The sequence below is a fragment of the Desulfovibrio gilichinskyi genome (genome assembly GCF_900177375.1).
GTDB lineage: Bacteria > Desulfobacterota > Desulfovibrionia > Desulfovibrionales > Desulfovibrionaceae > Maridesulfovibrio > Maridesulfovibrio gilichinskyi.
Genome location: NZ_FWZU01000002.1, coordinates 166,962 through 184,696 on the forward strand (window position 1 = coordinate 166,962; position 17,735 = coordinate 184,696).

Consider the following 17,735-nt stretch of genomic DNA (forward strand, 5'->3'; position numbering starts at 1 on the left):
GATTTTGTAATGAAAGGGGGCTTGCGAGCCCCCTTTTTAAATTTTCACAGAGGGTAAGCTATGACCCCGGATTCACCGGATAAGCAGGCAAAGGAAGAGGTTCTTGACCTTAATGATATTGCGGAAGAAATTGTCACGGACGATGCTTCTGGAGTTCATGATGTAGATGCAAGTTTTGAGCAGGAACTCGAAGACCTTTTTTCCGAAGATCTGGAGCTTGAAGAGCCCGCTGTCGGTAAAATCGAAGAAGATTCAGAGGATGATGATCTTCTTGTTCTCGATGATGTTGTCGAAGATGGCGAAGACGTGCTTGAACTTGATGATGTTGTCGAAGATGGCGAAGACGTTCTCGATCTCGATGATGTTGTCGAAGAGGGTGAAGACGTTCTCGATCTTGATGATGTTGTCGAAGAGAACGAAGACGTACTTGATCTTGATGATGTTTTAAATGAAGCTGGAGAATTGGAATCTGCCGATTCTGATTCTGATACAGATGCAATGTTGGAAAATTTTGATCTTGGCGAAGAATCACTTATGGCTGCCGAAGGTGATTTCGCTGAAGGTGAGGTTGATGCTGAGGGATTAGATAATATTATCGACGGACTTGGCGGTGACAGCACTGTCGCCGCTGACGACAAAGACGATATTGATAATTTATTTGACGGCGACACAGATGTCGCAGCCCTTGATCAACTGCTGCAAGATTCCGGTGATGATAACGAAACTGATGAACTGGATGATCTGCTCGGTGAAGTTTCAGATGATGTGGATCTTTCCGGACTCGGCGAAGATGTCCTTGCAGATGAAGATATCGAAAGTCTGCTGTCTGACGATGCAGATCTTGAAGAGCTTTCGGAAGAAGGACTCGATCCTTTAGAAGCTGATGAACATGACGCTGTAAACGGGCCGGTTGAAGCTTCTGAAACCACTGAAGTGCCAGAAGTTGAGATAGCAGAAGATTCAGAAGCCGAAGAGACTGCAACTCTTGAAGATTCAGAAACTGAAGACGCTTCAGAGCTCAGTGAAGAAATTTTAGGAGATGTCTTTCTTGATGATGATCTTGACTCAATTCTTGAAGAAAAAAATGCAGATTTGGATGAACCCTCTGATGCAGATGCCGTCGATCTTGATAAAGATATGGACGTATCAGAACTTAATAAGCTTAATGAATTAGATGATAGTGATGATATCCAGCTTGATGATGACGATATTGATTTAGGTGAATTACTTGAAGATGTTGAAATAGATCTATCTGATCTTGATGAAGATGATATTTTGCCGGTTGATGAGTCCGGAGCGATTGTGACAGTTGCGGCTGTAAATGAGCTGGCTGATAAAATTGATTCGTTTGATTCAGAATTAGCTAAACTTAAAGATCTTATTGACTCTACTGCGGCCGGATACACAGAAGCAAATCTTGAAGAAAAAGCGGTGCTGGCTGAAAAGCGGGCTGAAGACCTTGAGGTCGCTCTTGCCGAGTCTTCTGAAAGAATTATTGCTCTTGAAGAAAAAGCAGTGCTGGCTGAAAAGCGGGCTGAGGACCTTGAGGTCGCTCTTGCTCAGTCTTCTGAAAGAATTATTGCTCTTGAAGAAAAAACTGTTCAGATTGGTTCACTTGAGGACACTGTTTCATCTTTGATGGCTTCAATTCAGGGACTTGAAGAACGGCTGTCCAGTGGAGAGATTGAGTCTGTTGTCGGACAGAGATTAAGCGAAACACTGAAGGCTGATTCTCCGACAGTTGCTGCCGTTGCGGTTGCTGCCGCTGACGAAATCCAGGAACGAGTCGAGGAATGGGTTCAGACCGGAATGCTCGATATTAAGGCTGATGTCGCTGAGAAAATTACAGCTTTAGAAGAAAAACTTAATGCCGAGCCTGATATGGCGGAACTTGTAAGTAAAGAGCTTGAAAAAGAACTTGATCCTGAGTCTACCTCCTTCTATCGCATCAAGAGTCGACTCACAGAAGATATTGAGGATTATTTAACTCCGCGCTTGATTGAAAAAATAGAAGAGATGAAAGGTGATGTCGAAGACAATTTCAAATCTACTATTGATGAAATTCTTGCTGAAAAGCTCGAAAGATCAGTCCCTGCTGAAGCAGCGCGGATTATCAGAGAAGAGATTGCGGCTCTTGCCCGCGATTTTGACGAATAGAAATTATAAAAAAATCAGATTAATTGACGGTCCGCTGGAGTAATCTTCCAGCGGACCTCTTTGATTTATATGGCTTTAATTATTGAGGTTTAACCTATATTCCACCGCCGTCCTGTTCCTATTTGTGTATTAATATGCGGGTCGACTAAATAGGGGTCTCATGTTAAAGAGCCTCTCAAAAGAGAGGGGCTTTTAAGTTTTTTTCTTTTTACCCGCCCGGTAGCCCTGCCTGTGGAGGTCGTGGCCATTTCCCCCCGGGCGGGGTTTTTCAGCGTAAGAAGGAGGCATATTATGGATAAAATTGAGAAGCAGGCTTTGCAGGTAACTAAAGAGATCATAGTGAAATTTATTGAAGTGGGAAGAATTTCTCCTTCTAATTTCTCTGAGACTTTCAGTTCTATCTATGCCGATGTTATCGCGTCTGTCAGGGCTCAGCAGATCAAAGAGGAAGACGTCCGTGGAGAATCTGAGTAGATGCAGGGTCAGACTCATCAGGAGCACGGTAAAAAAGTTGCGGCCATGTTTGGACGCATTGCCGGGTGGTACGATTTTCTGAATCACGCTTTGAGCGCAGGGCAGGACATATACTGGCGATACAGACTGGTTAAACTGGTCCGTCCCGCTAAAAACGGTTTGGTCCTTGATCTCGCTGCCGGAACTCTTGATGTTTCTGTGGAGCTTGTAAAACAGTATCCGGACATCAAAGTTCTCGCTATGGATTTTGCGTTTCCCATGCTCGCCTGTGGCAAATCTAAGAAATTAGAAGGCAAATATGAGAGTACAAGAGGAAATCAAATTGCCGCCGTGCAGGCTGACGGAAAGAAACTTCCTCTTCCTGATTCATGTCTTGACGGAGCAACTATAGCATTTGGAATTCGTAATATTCTTCCACGCGAAGAAGCATATAAAGAAATTTTGCGCACACTGAAACCCGGTGCAAGATTTTGCATTCTTGAATTCGGTTCAGGACGTAAACGCATATGGAAAGGGTTCTACAATTTTTATTTGAACAGAATTCTGCCGCTCCTAGGAAAGATCGTCTCCGGAGATTCTGGAGCGTATACCTATTTGGCAGATACAATCCGTTCTTTTCCTGATGAGAGAACTTTAGGCACAGAACTTCGTAACTCCGGTTTTGACAGAGTTATGTTTGTCCCGCTGCTTTCAGGCATCGTGTATATCCACGTTGCTGAAAAACCGGCAGATTAGAACCGCCTAAGCAGAGTAGTTAAAGTCCTACGAGAGATTGACCGAAAGAGATAAGCAACAAGCCGAAGATCATTGCGATAAGGCCGAGAATGCGTAATTGTCTCGGTCCTCTTTCGATAATAGAGATTAGAATTCTGGGCATACGCTCAGAAAACAAAAAATATGGTATTCCTTCAAGAATGAAGGCCAAGCCTAGGGCTGATAGCAGAAAAGACCAGTCGATATTCATAATAGCTGCAGTTTTATATGGGCTGTCAGACATTGTCTACCCCTCTTCAGGTAGTTTGTTGATAAATTTTTAGTTATATGGTGATAAAAAAATTGTCGGTATCCGGCTTTCCGGAAAAACATTAAAGGATATAACGTCATGATTAAATTTGAAGATATTAAAAATAAAAAAAGTTATGTAGCAGTTGTAGGTCTCGGTTATGTAGGTCTGCCGCTGGCTGTAGCTCTCGGAAAACATTTTAATGTTCTTGGAGTTGATATTTCCGAAAAGCGTGTAGGCGAACTGCGTGACGGTTACGACCGCACTGCGGAAGTTCTTGAAAAAGACTTTCATAATTTTGTAGAATTCAGCAGTAATCCTGAAGATCTTAAAAAAGCAGGAATTATTATTATCGCTGTTCCTACACCGATTGACGCAGCTCGTAATCCTGACCTCCGTCCGGTTGTAGGCGCATCCACCATGGTTGGTAAGCATATGTCAGAGGGAACAATTGTTGTTTATGAATCAACAGTTTATCCCGGACTCACAGAAGACATCTGCATTCCTATCCTCGCTGAACAATCCGGTCTTGAATATCACAAGCAGTTCGGCGTCGGATATTCACCTGAAAGAATTAATCCGGGTGACAGAGAACATACTTTGCAGACAATTGTTAAAGTTGTCTCCGGAAGTTCTGAAGATGTCGCTGAAATTTTAGATAAACTTTATTCAACTGTTGTTACCGCAGGAACTCACAGGGCTTCATGTATTAAAGTTGCCGAGGCTGCAAAAGTCATTGAAAACACTCAGCGTGATCTTAACATCGCACTTATGAATGAACTCTCCATGATTTTTGATCGTCTGGGTATTGATACTTTAGATGTTCTTGAAGCTGCCGGAACTAAATGGAACTTTCTTCCGTTCCGTCCGGGCTTAGTCGGCGGTCATTGTATCGGAGTCGATCCCTATTATCTTACCACTAAGGCAGAAGCTATCGGACATCATCCGCAGGTTATTCTTGCCGGACGTAAAATCAACGACTCTGTCGGTAAATTTATTGCTGACACAACTGTTAAGCAGATGATCGACGGCGACAGTAAAGTTAAAAATGCTAAAGTCGGTATCCTCGGTCTTACTTTCAAAGAAAATGTTCCTGATCTGCGTAACACCAAAGTTGTTGACGTTGTTGACGAATTGCTTTCTTTCGGTGTGAAAGTTCTGGTTCACGATCCTTATGCTGATCCGAATGAAGCAATCGAAGAATATGGACTTAAAACCGTTCCTTTTTCTGAATTTAAGGACCTTGATGCTCTTATTCTTGCTGTTTCGCATAAAGAATATCGCAGCCTGAGTTTTGACGAAATTAAGAGCTGGTTTAGAGAGCCTGAAAATGCACTGATCATTGACGTAAAATGCTTTTTTGATCGGGATGAGCTGGCTAAGGCTGGAATCAGATCCTGGAGACTCTAGAATCGGTGAAAGATATTCTTTTTGTCACTGCGACTGTAAAGGAGATGAAAGCCGCCCTCGGAGGCGTATGCGAACTGCCTGATCTCAGGCAGGGTGTTGCAGTTCCTTTTGATTTCAGTGGTCAATCAGGTTTATTACTGGTTACCGGTATCGGGATTATTAATTCATCTTTTGCTTTGGGACAGACTCTTGCAAAATATGAAATAGGGATTGTTGTTCTTGCCGGAATAGCAGGTACTTTCAATCCTGATCGGTTTCCAGTCGGTTCAGCATGCATCGTAAAGACGGAAATATGGCCGGAATACGGGCTCAAAAATGGAAAAGAAATAGATCCGAAAGGACTTGGTTTCAGCCTCGCTGAAATAAACGGTATCCAGATATGGGACCGGATTGAGCTCAACTGCGGAAATAGTTTTAGAAAGTCAGTGCTTGACCGATTTGCAAAACTGCCCGAAGCTGTTTCTTTAACAGTGAGCGGAGTTACCGCAACGGAAGATGAGGCCTTGCGGCTCAAAACTGAGTTTAAGGCGGATATAGAAAATATGGAAGGTTTTGCCACTGCGTATGGATGTGCTCTTTCGGGGGTTCCTGTATGTCAGGTGCGGACTGTATCGAACCTTGTGGGGTCAAGGGATCGTAAAGATTGGGATTTGAAGGGAGCATTGGCGGAACTTGGCCGAATCTGTTCTCCTCTGGTTAAGAAAACATCCTGATTTTTTGATCTGTTCTTCCCACTCACAACTGGGATAATTCATACGCGGATGACTGAGTTATTAGCCTATTTTAAGCAAGAGTTGCCTAAGATAAACGGTTTTTTGGATGAAGAAACCGATAAGCTTGAGGGATTGGTAAAAGGGGTTGCGAAGCATGTACTGCTTGCTCCCGGTAAACGGATACGTCCGATTCTCACCATACTTTCTGCACGTAGTCTGGGATATTCAAAAGAAGATATTTATCCTTTAGCCAGCGCGCTTGAGCTGCTGCATGCTGCAACTTTGCTTCACGACGACATACTTGATGATGCTGATTTAAGAAGAGGAGTTACTGCTTCACATCTTGTTTTCGGTACTACAGAAACAATCCTTGCCGGGGATGTACTTCTTGCTCTCGCCAATTTAATAGGGGCTGATTACGGTAAATCACGTATAAGTTCTATTCTGGCCTCAGCGATTATGTCTACTGCTGACGGAGAAATTCGCGAAATAGCACATATTTCAGAACCGAAAGTCGACCGCGCTGTATATATGGATATTATTATAGGAAAGACAGCAAGGCTTATTGAAGCTTCATGTCGGATTGGTGCCTCCGTTGCCTCTGACAGCGCGGAACTTGAAGATGCGCTGGGAAATTTCGGCCTCAACATGGGTATAGCCTTTCAGCTGGTTGACGATGCCCTTGATTATGAATCTCCAGTAGGAGATACCGGTAAGCCTGAAGGCGGCGATTTGAAAGAGGGAAAGATCACTTTACCTTTAATTTTTTATCTTGAGATGTTAGATGGTAAAGAGGCTGAATTGCTGCTCTCTGAAATTAAAAATAGAACCCTTACAGATGCAAAACGTGATGAGGTTCTTGAAAGTATTCGGGCGCAAGGTTTAGGCACAAAGACCAGGGAATCAGCAGCCGCTTACATTGAAAAGGCTAAAGATTGTCTGACTCCACTGTCTGACAGTGTTGAACGGCGCATTCTTAAACAGGCAGCAGATTTTGTACTGACCCGTAGCAAGTAGGTGTAGCTTAAATACAGGAGTTGCTGCTTATGAGTCTGGATGAGATTCTTGAATCACCACGATTGATGATGAAGTTGAGTTTTCCTCCGGTTATGCTTCAACTTATGGAGGAAGCCAGCAAGGCTGAACCTGATTTTTCTGTGCTCGGGAAAATCATCAGTATGGATCCTGCGCTTTCGGCTACTATTTTGAATCTTGTCAATTCTCCTTTCTATGGTTTGTCGCAGGAAATTTATGACCTTAAGCGTGCTGCGGTAGTTCTTGGAACCAAAGAACTGCTGAATCTTGCGGTTACTGTTTCTTTTCAGCAACATATTAAGACAAAACTTGAAAAGCAGAATTACAAGATCTACAGCGATTGGATGCTGACAGTGTGGGGAGCTGTTTCTGCTCAGCTTATTGCTTCAAGAATTTGTCCTGAATATGCCGATAAAATTTACCTTTGCAGCCTGCTTAAAGATATTTCGCTACTCTTTCTTAAGTTCGCAGCTCCTGATGAAATTCCGGAGATGCCGCGAAATGATGCAGTTATAATGTCATATCCAGGACAGGCGGAGGCGGAAAATAAAATTTGGGGCATGACCCACGGGGCACTTACTCAGCTTTTGTTTTCGCGCTGGAAACTTAAGGCGCTTGAATGTCCGTCTATTTTGCATCACCATTCGCTGGAAGAGCTGGATTCTTTTGACTTGCCTACTCAGGCATTAATTTTAGGCACTAAGTGGGCGGAAATGGAGCTTGGAAATAATTCTGCTCCGTTTAATGTCCTGCAGTTTGAGCTTAAACTGCAAAATTCGTTGGATTTGGATGAAGAATCAATTGAAGAATTCAGAAATATTTGCCGGACTAAATTTCAATCCATGCTCAGCACTTTGGGTATTGAGCAGAGTGACAGCAGGGATCATTTCTATAATCATTCAATAAAAACACTCCAATCCAGCTACCTTATGAGTTTAGAGCTGCTTACAGCAGAAGGCGGGGTGGATTCAATCCCACGGATAATAGCTCGCCATGTAAAGCTTAACTGGGATGTAAGTAAGTGGGAGATTGCTCTTAAGTCACCTGATTTTGATAAGTATTACCTGTACAAAGCGGATGAATCCGGGCTGGAAAGAATTGCCGCTCAGGTTGATAAAGAACTACTCAAATGGTCTGTTCGCATGGAAGGGATAGAAATTTCAAGTCATGATGTTTCTCTTGGTGAGTTCAGGTATGTTGGGTCGGGCCTTTCCAGAAGAGAGACAGAGGATTTAAAGTTATATTTCAGGTTTATCGGCCAGGCTTATGAGCATTACAGCCTCAGGTTACATTTGCTGGAAGGGCGCGCCTTAACTCTTGAAACTCTTCCTCTCGGTATTGCCCGTTTAGATATTCAAGGACAAGTCCTTGATATGAACGATGAAATGAGGAAAATATTGGGAGGAGCTGCGGTCTCCGGGACGAAGAATTTCAGAGAATTATTTGATATGCTGGTTGGCCCAGGCTTTGGCAAGGAATGGAGTAAATTTATTTCAGATGATTCCATAATTTCTTTTAATAAAATACTTTGCGCCAGACTCAGAACTGGTGGAGTTCCGCGCGATGCTTGTCTTTATATATCAGCATATAAGCAGAAAAGAGGTGAAGACTGGCTGATTTCCGCGATAATGGAAGATATTCGCGGAATATCTGAAACTCAAGTTCAAGCTCTGAAGCAAAAGGATTTTCTGGAAGGGATCATTGATTCCATGAGTGATGTTGTTTTTACCGTCGATGCCAGAGGCAACATCCACTACGTTTCATCACGTTATTCAAAAATTTTTTTAGGCCGTAATATCTTTGATATAGCTACTCCATCCGGTACTTTTACAGGGCTCTGGGGGCCGGAATTATTTGAACATCCTAAGTCGGTTGTGGAAGTTTTGATGAAAAGGACGGATTCGGCAGGTTTGCCGTTTGAACTTGTTATCAGTAAGCTTGAAGGCGCGGGTGAAAAATATCTTATTGTTGCCCGTGATATGACTGCGATCAGAAGACTTGAGGCTAAACTCAAAAAGCAGGCTATTTTTGATGGACTGACAGAGTTGTACAATCATACTCAGTTCAATACGATGCTTGCACGTGAAATAACACGCAGTAAGAGAACCGGAAGGCCCATCGGCATATTGTTTTTTGATCTGGACGGGTTCAAAAAAGTTAATGATACGGAAGGGCATCAGGCCGGAGATCAGGTATTAAAAAGTGTTGCTAAAATTTTAAAGGAAGAACTTCGTGCCGGAATGGATTTTCCATGCCGCTACGGCGGGGATGAATTCGGTATAATTATTACAGAAGTCAGACCTGAATCCCTTGAAATGATAGGGAATAGAATTCGGGTAAAAATAGAAACTAAATTTTCCGGGAGAGTTACCATCAGCGGCGGTATGACCGTTTATGAAGATGGCGATTCTCATGTCAGCATGCTGAAACGGGCTGACACAGCTGCATATGAAGCCAAGGATTTAGGCGGAAATTTGTTGAAGTGGTCGAAAAAAGAATCTTGAGCATTCAGCTTCAGACTTCATTATTTATATTAAACAAGGAGATAACCATGCTCTGGCGGGTTGAGGTTGGTCTTAAAAAGAATGTCCGGGATGTTCACGGGAATAAAGTTTCCCGTAAAATCCGGGAAGAGCTTGGCATAGAAGCCGGTGAAGTCCGGACCATTAAAGTATATACTGTTGAAGGTCTTGAAAAAGCCGATATTGAGAAGGTTTTGGAACTTGGAGTGTTGCACGATCCAGTGCTGCATACTCCGTCCCTTACACCGCTTGCAGCAGACTTTGCCTGGAATCTTGAAGTTGGATTCCGTCCCGGCGTAACTGATAACGAAGGACGGACTGCAAAAGAATCTTTGGTTTTGGTTCTAAAACCTGAAGATTCCGCAAAGGTGAAAGTTTACACCTCTACACAGTACATCTTCACAGAGAAGCTTCCGAAAGAGCAGATTGCATCAATAGCAAAAGATCTTTTAGCTAATGAACTCATTCAGCGTTATGAAATTCGTTCGGCTGAAGAATGGGAGAAATCTCCTGGTTTCGAAGCTAAAGCGGCACAGGTTACCGGTAAAGCCAGTGAAGAGGTTGCTGTAATTGATCTGCTTGCAATGAGTGATGATGAAATGATGGCGTTCAGCCGTGCAAATACGCTTGCTATGAGTATTGAAGAATTTCATTGCATCCGCGATTATTACTCTGATCCTGAAGTCATTGCAGAACGTGAAAAAATGGGAATCGGCGCGAATCCCACAGATGCAGAGCTTGAAGCCCTTGCACAGACATGGTCAGAGCACTGCAAACACAAAATTTTCAGTTCTAAAATTGAATATGAAAACAAAGAGACCGGAGTTTCTTCCACCGTAGACAGTCTCTATAAAACCTGCATTCAGAATACCACCAAGGAAATCCGTAAAGAAAAAGGCGACGACGATTTTTGTCTGTCTGTTTTCAAGGATAATGCCGGGGTTATCAAATTTAATGATAAGCTGAATGTTTGCGTTAAGATGGAAACTCATAACAGTCCTTCCGCTCTTGACCCTTACGGCGGAGCTCTTACCGGAATCGTCGGTGTTAACCGCGATCCTATGGGAACCGGACTGGGTGCAAACCTGCTTTGTAATACCGATGTTTTCTGTTTTGCTTCCCCTTTTCATGAAGGAGAGCTTCCTCCGCGTCTACTTCATCCTCGCAGAGTCCTTGAAGGCGTTCGCGAAGGTGTTGAGCACGGTGGTAATAAATCCGGTGTGCCTACTGTTAACGGCTCTATTGTTTTCGATGAAAGATATCTTGGTAAACCTCTTGTTTATTGCGGTACTGTCGGAACGATGCCTGTTAAAGTAGCCGGACGCTTGAGTCATGAAAAGAAAGCTCAGGTCGGCGATATTATCGTTATGACCGGTGGTCGTATCGGTAAAGACGGAATTCACGGCGCAACTTTCTCTTCCGAAGAATTGCACGAAGGTTCGCCTGCAACTGCCGTTCAGATCGGTGACCCTATCACTCAGCGTAAGATGTATGATTGTCTCATGCGCGCCCGTGATACCGGACTATACAACGCTATTACTGATAACGGAGCAGGCGGTCTGTCATCTTCCGTCGGTGAAATGGCCGAAGATACAGGCGGTTGCGATCTCGATCTCGCTAAGGCTCCGCTTAAATATGACGGTCTTAAACCTTGGGAAATTCTTGTTTCCGAAGCTCAGGAACGTATGACTTTGGCTGTTCCTCCTGAAAAGCTGGATGAGTTCATGGCTCTTGCAAAGGAAATGGATGTTGAAGCAACTGCGCTCGGAACATACACCGACAGCGGTATCTACAATATCAGATACGGCGATAAACATGTTGCCGCTTTGCGTATGGACTTCCTGCATGACGGTGTTCCTCAGATGAAGCTTAAAGCTGTCTGGGACCGCCCGGTTGTTGAATTCAAAGGTGAGCCTGAAGTCGCAGACCACACTGCCTTGCTTAAAGATATGCTCGGCAGACTCAATATATGCAGTAAAGAATATGTTATCCGCCAATATGATCATGAGGTTCAGGGACGCAGTGTCGTCAAACCTCTGGTTGGTGAGAAACAGGACGGTCCGGCTGATGCCGGTGTACTGAGACCTGATCTTGATTCTGACAAGGGACTTGTCGTCTCTCACGGAATCTGCCCTAAATTCAGCGACCTCGATACATATTGGATGATGGCTAACGCCATTGATGAAGCTATCAGAAATGCTGTAGCTGTCGGCGGAGATATTCATCACATGGCCGGAGTTGACAACTTCTGCTGGTGTGACCCCGTTCAGTCTGAAACAACACCTGACGGACATTACAAACTTGCTCAGCTGGTCAGAGCCAATCAGGCTCTTTCCCACTTCAGCCGTGCATTCGGAGTACCTTGTATCTCCGGTAAAGATTCAATGAAAAATGACTATAAAGGCGGAGGCGTGAAAATCTCTATTCCTCCGACGGTCCTTTTTTCAGCAATCGGAATTGTACCTGATGTGAATAAGTGCGTTACCTCAGATTTCAAGAATCCCGGTGACTTTGTATATGTTCTCGGTATGACCAGAAACGAACTCGGCGGCTCCGAAGTTTCATCACAGCTTGGATTTATTCATCCGTCTGTTCCGCATGTTGAAGCTCTTACCGCTCTTAAACGTTATGAAACAGTTCAGGAAGCTATGAATCAGGGACTTATTTCAGCCTGTCATGACCTCTCTGACGGCGGGCTCGGAGTTGCGCTGGCAGAGATGTCAATCGGCGGCAGAATCGGCTTAGAAGCTGACCTCTGTTCTGTTCCGCGCGAATACGGCATGAGCACTCTGGCTATTCTTTACAGTGAATCAGCAAGTAGATTTGTTGTAACTGTATCGCCTGATAAAGCTCAGAAGTTTGAAGCTTTGTTCGAAGGACAGATCTTTGCACGTATCGGTATGACAACCGGCCTCAATACCTTCGGCCTTGCAGAGGGAACAACCGGAATTGTCAGAAGCAAAATTGAACTTCTTGCTGATGCTTTTAAAGGCACACTCGACTGGTAGATTCTGCTTAATATTGCTTTTAAAAGTGCCGCATCGGTTAATTCCGGTGCGGCACTTTTTTGTTTTTCTGAAAAAACTTCAAATTGTAACTCAATTGTAGATCACTTAAATCGTCACCTCCATATATGAATACCCAGCAATAAACGAAAATAGCTAATTGATACAATTAAGCTGGGTATCAGGAGGATGCTGCTATGAGCGGTTCAAATGTCAGGATAGACCTGCATGTTCATTCTAAATATTCAACAAGACCGTCGCAATGGCTTTTGCAAAAGCTCGGGTGTCCTGAAAGTTTTACTGAGCCTCTTAAAATTTATGAAAGAGCCTTAGACCGATCCATGAATATGGTAACTATTACGGATCATAATACCATAAACGGGAGTCTTGAAATTGCTCATTTGGATAATGCTTTTATCAGTGAAGAAATTACGACATATTTTCCTGAAGATAGATGTAAGCTTCATGTTTTGGCTTACGACATTACAGAAACACATCATCTTGAATTTCAAAAAATTAGAGAAAATGTTTTTGATCTAGTCAAATATTTACGTGAGCAGAATATTGTTCATGTTCTTGCGCACCCTCTGTTTGCGGTAAACGAACGGCTAACTGTTGAGAACTTTGAAAAAGCTCTGTTGATGTTCAATGTGCTGGAGCTGAACGGAACCCGCGATGAATTACAAAACACTGCTCTGAAAACCATTACAGAAAATTTGACCCCGCAGAAGATTCTACAGCTTTCGGATAAATATTCAATTGAGCCTTATGGTGACAGGCCGTGGGTGAAACATTTAACCGGAGGATCTGATGATCATTCCGGACTGAATATTGCCAGAGTCTATACTGAAATTCTGGAAGCAGATAATCTGCAGGAGATGCTCAACGCTGTGTCTGAGGGACGCACTATTATTCAGGGTAATCCTGCAACTCCGCACACTATGGCCCATAATCTTTATGGAATAGCATACCAGTTTTATAAAAGTCAGTTTAATATTGATGACTTTAAACGGTCGGCAGATTGTTTTCAGTTTATAGATAATGCACTTGATCCGGGTGAAAAAGAAGACCCGACTCTTTTAAATAAACTTCAGAGTTTTATATATAGACGTAAGTCTCGCAAATACTTCGAAACATCTGATTCTGTGCAGGCCGCCTTGCTCAGGGAAGCAAATAAGATTGTAGCGAATGACCGCAGGGCACAAAAAGTTTGCAGCGGCTTGAAAACTAAACCTGAAGAGCTGGAAGAAGAATGGTTTCGTTTTGTAGGTAATGCAACGGATAAAGTTCTTTCCGGTCTTGGTGATAAGATAGTAAAAAGTGCACTCGGCGCAAACATATTTGATATTTTCCATACTGTAGGTGCTGCCGGATCACTTTATGCTCTGCTGTCACCGTACTTTCTGTCATATGGATTGTTTGCAAGAGAACAGGATTTTGCAAGGAAATGTCTGGTTGCATTTAAACAAAAAGATCCACTTGGGAGTGAAACAAAAATCGCCCACTTTACAGACACTTTCAGTGAAGTGAACGGGGTTGCCCTCACCTTGCAAAATCAGCTTGATGTCGCTCGCAAGCACCATAAAAAATTGACGGTTATATCATGTGGCTGTGCAGGTATAACAGATCAGGTCGCCAGTTTTGCCCCTGCCGGTCAATTTGACTTTCCAGAATATCCGGAACTGTCTTTCACTTATCCACCGTTTTTAAGAATGTTATCACATTGTCTGGAAAAGAATTATAACCTGCTCCATTTGGCCACACCCGGGCCTGTCGGGCTGGCGGGGCTGGCCATTGCCAAGCTCTTGAAACTTCCGGTTCATGGTACTTATCACACTTCTTTTCCGCAATATGTAAGGGCCTTCACAGATGACACCGGACTTGAAGATATGGCCTGGAAGTTTATGATCTGGTTTTATAATCAGCTTGATACTGTTTTTGTCCCTTCCGAAGCAACCGGAGATGAGTTGATCGAAAAGGGCGTCAGTGCGGATAAAATTAAGATATATCCGCGCGGAGTTGATATAGGGCGTTTTACTCCTGAGAAAAGAAACGGCTTTTTCAGTGGTAAGTTTAAAGTGAAGGAAGCTGTGAAACTTCTCTATGTGGGCAGAGTTTCGCTGGAAAAAAATCTTGATGTACTGACTGAAGCTTTTAAAACCATTTCTCCGATCCGTCCGGAACTTCATCTTGTTATAGTCGGTGACGGTCCATACCTTGCTGAAATGCGAAATGAGTTATCCGGTTGTCCTGTAACTTTTACAGGATATTTAGACGGGGATGACCTTGCACAGGCTTATGCCAGTTCTGATGTATTCGTATTTCCCTCTGCAACAGATACTTTCGGTAATGTTGTTCTGGAGGCTCAGGCTTCGGGGCTTCCTGTCATCGTGACTAATTTCGGTGGCCCCTGTGAAAATTTAATTGTGGATAAAACAGGACTTATCGTTGATGCCGGTAATCCTGACGCGCTTGCCAGAGCTATTTTGAGGCTGGCGGATCATCCTGAACTTTTACAGTACATGAAGCGCAGCGCGCGAACATATACCGAGAACAGATCGTTCGACAGTGAGTTCTTAAAAACGTGGACAATGTACGAGGAGCACTCAAAGGTTGAAGCTGTCCATTAGTTTTCAATTATATTTTAGGCAAAAAAAGCCCCGGAAGCAGATGCTTCCGGGGCTTTAATATTTATAACCGAAGTTAAAGACTCTTATTCTTCGTCTTCAACAGCGTCGGAGATGGAGCATTCAGTTGTCAGCAGAAGGCTGGAAACAGATGCTGCATTCTGGAGAGCAATACGGGTAACCTTTTTAGGATCGATTACACCGGCTTTGATGAGGTCTTCGTATACGCCGGTTGCTGCGTTGAAACCAAAGCCGTCTTTGCCTTCAGCAACTTTTTCAACAACGATAGAACCTTCATAGCCTGCGTTTTCAGCGATCATGCGAAGAGGCTGCTGAACTGCGCGACGGATTATACCGATACCTGCGTGTTCATCATCGTTACCGGATTTAAGGTCGTCGAGAACTTTAGCGCAACGAACAAGAGCGGTTCCGCCACCTGCTACGATGCCTTCTTCGACAGCTGCGCGGGTTGCGTTAAGAGCATCTTCAACGCGAGCTTTCTTTTCTTTCATTTCGATTTCAGTTGCTGCGCCGACTTTAATTACTGCAACACCGCCGACAAGTTTGGCGAGACGTTCCTGTAATTTTTCGCGATCGTAGTCAGAAGTAGAATCATTAGCCTGAGCTTCAATTCTGCGCACACGTGTTTTAATATCTTCAACAGAACCTGCACCGTCAACGATGGTGGTGGTTTCTTTGTCGATTTTAACGCGTTTAGCTGTTCCGAGTCCGTCGATAGTCATAGCGTCAAGGGACAAGCCTACGTCTGCAGAAACAACCTGAGCTCCGGTCAGAACTGCGATGTCCTGAAGCATTTCTTTGCGGCGATCACCAAAGCCTGGAGCTTTGATAGCACAAACCTGAAGGTTGGCGCGGAGTCTGTTAACTACGAGAGTTGCAAGAGCTTCACCGTCGATATCTTCTGCAATGATAAGCAGAGGACGGGACATTTTGAGAACCTGCTCAAGAATGGGCAGAAGATCTTTCATGCTTGATACTTTCTTTTCGCAAAGAAGGATCATAGGATCTTCAAATTCGCAGATCATTTTGTCTGTGTCGGTTGCGAAGTAAGGGGAAAGATATCCGCGGTCGAACTGCATGCCTTCTACAACTTCCAGTTCGGTCTTCATGGATTTAGCTTCTTCAACAGTGATAACGCCTTCTTTACCGACTCTGTCCATTGCTTCAGCAAGGATTTCACCGATAGAGGAATCGCTGTTAGCGGAAATTGTTCCGACCTGAGCGATTTCAGATTTATCACGAGTCGGTTTTGCAAGCTTGTTGAGTTCTTCAACAATAGCTGAAACCGCACTGTCAATTCCGCGTTTGATGGACATTGGGTTACGTCCGGCAGCAACGAGTTTTACACCTTCAGCAAAAATAGACTGAGCAAGAACTGTTGCTGTAGTTGTTCCGTCACCGGCGATGTCGTTGGTTTTAGAAGCAACTTCTTTAACCATCTGTGCGCCCATGTTCTGGAACTTATCTTCCAAGTCGATTGCTTTAGCAACTGTAACACCGTCTTTAGTGATGATCGGTGCGCCCCAAGACTGCTCAATTACAACATTACGACCACAAGGTCCGAGAGTTACTTTTACAGCGTCAGCGAGAGTATCTACGCCGATTTTGAGGTGTTCACGTGCTTTTACATTAAATTCAATAGCTTTAGCCATTTAAAGATCCTCCTGAGAGAAATTCGTTTTGATTATATATAGAGAGGCGTTAACTGAAAATTATTCAACAACTGCGAGAATTTCTTCTTCGCGCATAATGATGAAATCTTCACCATCAATAGAAAGTTCGTTGCCTGCATATTTAGCGAAGAGCACAACGTCACCTTCTTTAACGGACATAGGAGCTTTGTCTTTACCGGGACCGGCTGCAGCAACAACACCCTTCATAGGTTTTTCTTTGGCGGAATCGGGAATGATAATGCCACCGGCTGTTTTCTGTTCACTTTCCAGACGTTTAATGAGTACGCGATCCTGCAATGGTTTGAGAGTCATGTTTCCTCCTGAACTAAATAAAGTATTGGTTAATAATCAGTTAATAATCCGCGTGGTTGTGGCGGATCTTTCTTTAAATTTAAGTCTGACAGCCCATTAATGACGGCAGGTCAGACCACTTCGTGCTGGTGAAGTTGAACTAAATTAAGACAGCAGAAGAATAAGTCAACACCGTATAATGAAAAAAAACAGTATTATGGAATTTGATTTTGTTTTCCAGCCAAAGAAGTGATGAAATATGATCTATGAAGTGAAAAAGTATCGAAATTATACTGTTCCACTTGACAATAGGTGTCCATCCCCTGTAGTTCGCCACGTCCAGCCCAAGAGGTTTAAGAATGTTTTGTTTTTTATATAAAGCGTTGTCCTTATCATTCTGATAAAGGTAATACCTAATTAGCTGTAAATTGAAATGACCCTATGGCTTTTTGTCATTTAATGATGTAATGGCCCTTTTGGGGTACGGATAAATCGCCTTAGCGCGGTTCAAAAAAATGAAGGAGTTTACTATGAGTAAGACTGTTCTTGTTAAGAAGTTCCGGGATAAATTAGACATGAGTGCAAAAGACGCTTCTGCTGCAATCGACGGCGTTCTCGGCGCTATTGAAGAAGGCCTTAAAGAAGAAGGTAATGTAACTCTCACAGGATTCGGTACATTTAAGACCGTTGAGCGTTCAGCCCGTACAGGCCGCAATCCTCAGACTGGACAGGCCATTGAAATCCCCGCTTCACGCGGAGTAAAATTTGCTCCCGGAAAATTTCTTAAGGATGCAGTTAAATAAG

General features: G+C 43.6%; 13 protein-coding genes. 10 read left to right on the forward strand and 3 right to left on the reverse strand.

Features of this window, described 5'->3' with window-relative positions; genetic code table 11:
* The first annotated feature begins 60 nt into the window (after positions 1-60).
* The 3 genes from B9N78_RS05700 to B9N78_RS05710 all read left to right on the forward strand — a co-directional run bounded on the left by B9N78_RS05700 (position 61) and on the right by B9N78_RS05710 (position 3,366).
* Positions 61-2,157, forward strand: a complete 2,097-nt coding sequence (locus B9N78_RS05700; RefSeq protein ID WP_085099701.1) for a hypothetical protein — start codon at positions 61-63, stop codon at positions 2,155-2,157.
* Between the two features lie 291 nt (positions 2,158-2,448).
* Positions 2,449-2,631, forward strand: a complete 183-nt coding sequence (locus B9N78_RS05705; protein ID WP_085099704.1) for a hypothetical protein — start codon at positions 2,449-2,451, stop codon at positions 2,629-2,631.
* Positions 2,632-3,366, forward strand: a complete 735-nt coding sequence (locus tag B9N78_RS05710) for a ubiquinone/menaquinone biosynthesis methyltransferase (RefSeq protein WP_085099707.1) — start codon at positions 2,632-2,634, stop codon at positions 3,364-3,366.
* 19 nt (positions 3,367-3,385) lie between these two features.
* Here the strand turns inward: B9N78_RS05710 and B9N78_RS05715 are convergent, their stop codons facing one another.
* Positions 3,386-3,595: a DUF2065 domain-containing protein gene (locus tag B9N78_RS05715; RefSeq protein WP_085101269.1), complete on the reverse strand. Its 210-nt coding sequence runs from the start codon at positions 3,593-3,595 to the stop codon at positions 3,386-3,388.
* A gap of 138 nt (positions 3,596-3,733) precedes the next feature.
* Between B9N78_RS05715 and B9N78_RS05720 the strand changes: the two genes are divergently transcribed.
* From B9N78_RS05720 to B9N78_RS05745, 6 genes are all read left to right on the forward strand, one after another.
* Positions 3,734-5,044: a nucleotide sugar dehydrogenase gene (locus B9N78_RS05720; protein WP_085099710.1), complete on the forward strand. Its 1,311-nt coding sequence runs from the start codon at positions 3,734-3,736 to the stop codon at positions 5,042-5,044.
* A gap of 5 nt (positions 5,045-5,049) precedes the next feature.
* Positions 5,050-5,757 (forward strand): futalosine hydrolase, encoded by a 708-nt coding sequence (mqnB, locus tag B9N78_RS05725; RefSeq protein ID WP_085099713.1) that lies wholly within the window; start codon positions 5,050-5,052, stop codon positions 5,755-5,757.
* A gap of 48 nt (positions 5,758-5,805) precedes the next feature.
* On the forward strand, positions 5,806-6,774 hold the full coding sequence (locus B9N78_RS05730; RefSeq protein WP_085099716.1) for a polyprenyl synthetase family protein: 969 nt from the start codon (positions 5,806-5,808) through the stop codon (positions 6,772-6,774).
* A 29-nt stretch (positions 6,775-6,803) separates the two neighbouring features.
* Positions 6,804-9,296, forward strand: coding sequence for a diguanylate cyclase (locus B9N78_RS05735; RefSeq protein WP_085099719.1), 2,493 nt, complete (start codon positions 6,804-6,806; stop codon positions 9,294-9,296).
* 47 nt (positions 9,297-9,343) lie between these two features.
* Positions 9,344-12,322: an AIR synthase-related protein gene (locus B9N78_RS05740; RefSeq protein WP_085099722.1), complete on the forward strand. Its 2,979-nt coding sequence runs from the start codon at positions 9,344-9,346 to the stop codon at positions 12,320-12,322.
* Between the two features lie 194 nt (positions 12,323-12,516).
* On the forward strand, positions 12,517-14,949 hold the full coding sequence (locus B9N78_RS05745; RefSeq protein ID WP_085099725.1) for a glycosyltransferase: 2,433 nt from the start codon (positions 12,517-12,519) through the stop codon (positions 14,947-14,949).
* Between the two features lie 83 nt (positions 14,950-15,032).
* On the opposite strand, the gene groL is transcribed toward B9N78_RS05745, so the two are convergent.
* Together groL and B9N78_RS05755 are read right to left on the reverse strand one after the other, a co-directional pair.
* The gene (groL, locus tag B9N78_RS05750) at positions 15,033-16,619 is read right to left on the reverse strand and encodes a chaperonin GroEL (protein WP_085099728.1); all 1,587 of its coding nucleotides are present in this window, start codon (positions 16,617-16,619) and stop codon (positions 15,033-15,035) included.
* 60 nt (positions 16,620-16,679) lie between these two features.
* The gene (locus B9N78_RS05755; protein ID WP_085099731.1) at positions 16,680-16,952 is read right to left on the reverse strand and encodes a co-chaperone GroES; all 273 of its coding nucleotides are present in this window, start codon (positions 16,950-16,952) and stop codon (positions 16,680-16,682) included.
* Positions 16,953-17,461: 509 nt separating this feature from the next.
* Between B9N78_RS05755 and B9N78_RS05760 the strand changes: the two genes are divergently transcribed.
* Positions 17,462-17,734: an HU family DNA-binding protein gene (locus B9N78_RS05760; protein WP_085099735.1), complete on the forward strand. Its 273-nt coding sequence runs from the start codon at positions 17,462-17,464 to the stop codon at positions 17,732-17,734.
* The last annotated feature ends 1 nt before the right edge of the window (position 17,735 follow it).

Coding starts and splice junctions, on each gene's coding strand:
- B9N78_RS05730 (WP_085099716.1), top strand. CDS start 5,806: ATGACTGAGTTATTAGCCTATTTTAAGCAAGAGTTGCCTAAGATAAAC.
- B9N78_RS05755 (WP_085099731.1), bottom strand. CDS start 16,952: ATGACTCTCAAACCATTGCAGGATCGCGTACTCATTAAACGTCTGGAA.
- B9N78_RS05740 (WP_085099722.1), top strand. CDS start 9,344: ATGCTCTGGCGGGTTGAGGTTGGTCTTAAAAAGAATGTCCGGGATGTT.
- B9N78_RS05705 (WP_085099704.1), top strand. CDS start 2,449: ATGGATAAAATTGAGAAGCAGGCTTTGCAGGTAACTAAAGAGATCATA.
- B9N78_RS05720 (WP_085099710.1), top strand. CDS start 3,734: ATGATTAAATTTGAAGATATTAAAAATAAAAAAAGTTATGTAGCAGTT.
- B9N78_RS05715 (WP_085101269.1), bottom strand. CDS start 3,595: ATGAATATCGACTGGTCTTTTCTGCTATCAGCCCTAGGCTTGGCCTTC.
- B9N78_RS05760 (WP_085099735.1), top strand. CDS start 17,462: ATGAGTAAGACTGTTCTTGTTAAGAAGTTCCGGGATAAATTAGACATG.
- B9N78_RS05745 (WP_085099725.1), top strand. CDS start 12,517: ATGAGCGGTTCAAATGTCAGGATAGACCTGCATGTTCATTCTAAATAT.
- B9N78_RS05700 (WP_085099701.1), top strand. CDS start 61: ATGACCCCGGATTCACCGGATAAGCAGGCAAAGGAAGAGGTTCTTGAC.
- groL (WP_085099728.1), bottom strand. CDS start 16,619: ATGGCTAAAGCTATTGAATTTAATGTAAAAGCACGTGAACACCTCAAA.
- B9N78_RS05735 (WP_085099719.1), top strand. CDS start 6,804: ATGAGTCTGGATGAGATTCTTGAATCACCACGATTGATGATGAAGTTG.
- B9N78_RS05710 (WP_085099707.1), top strand. CDS start 2,632: ATGCAGGGTCAGACTCATCAGGAGCACGGTAAAAAAGTTGCGGCCATG.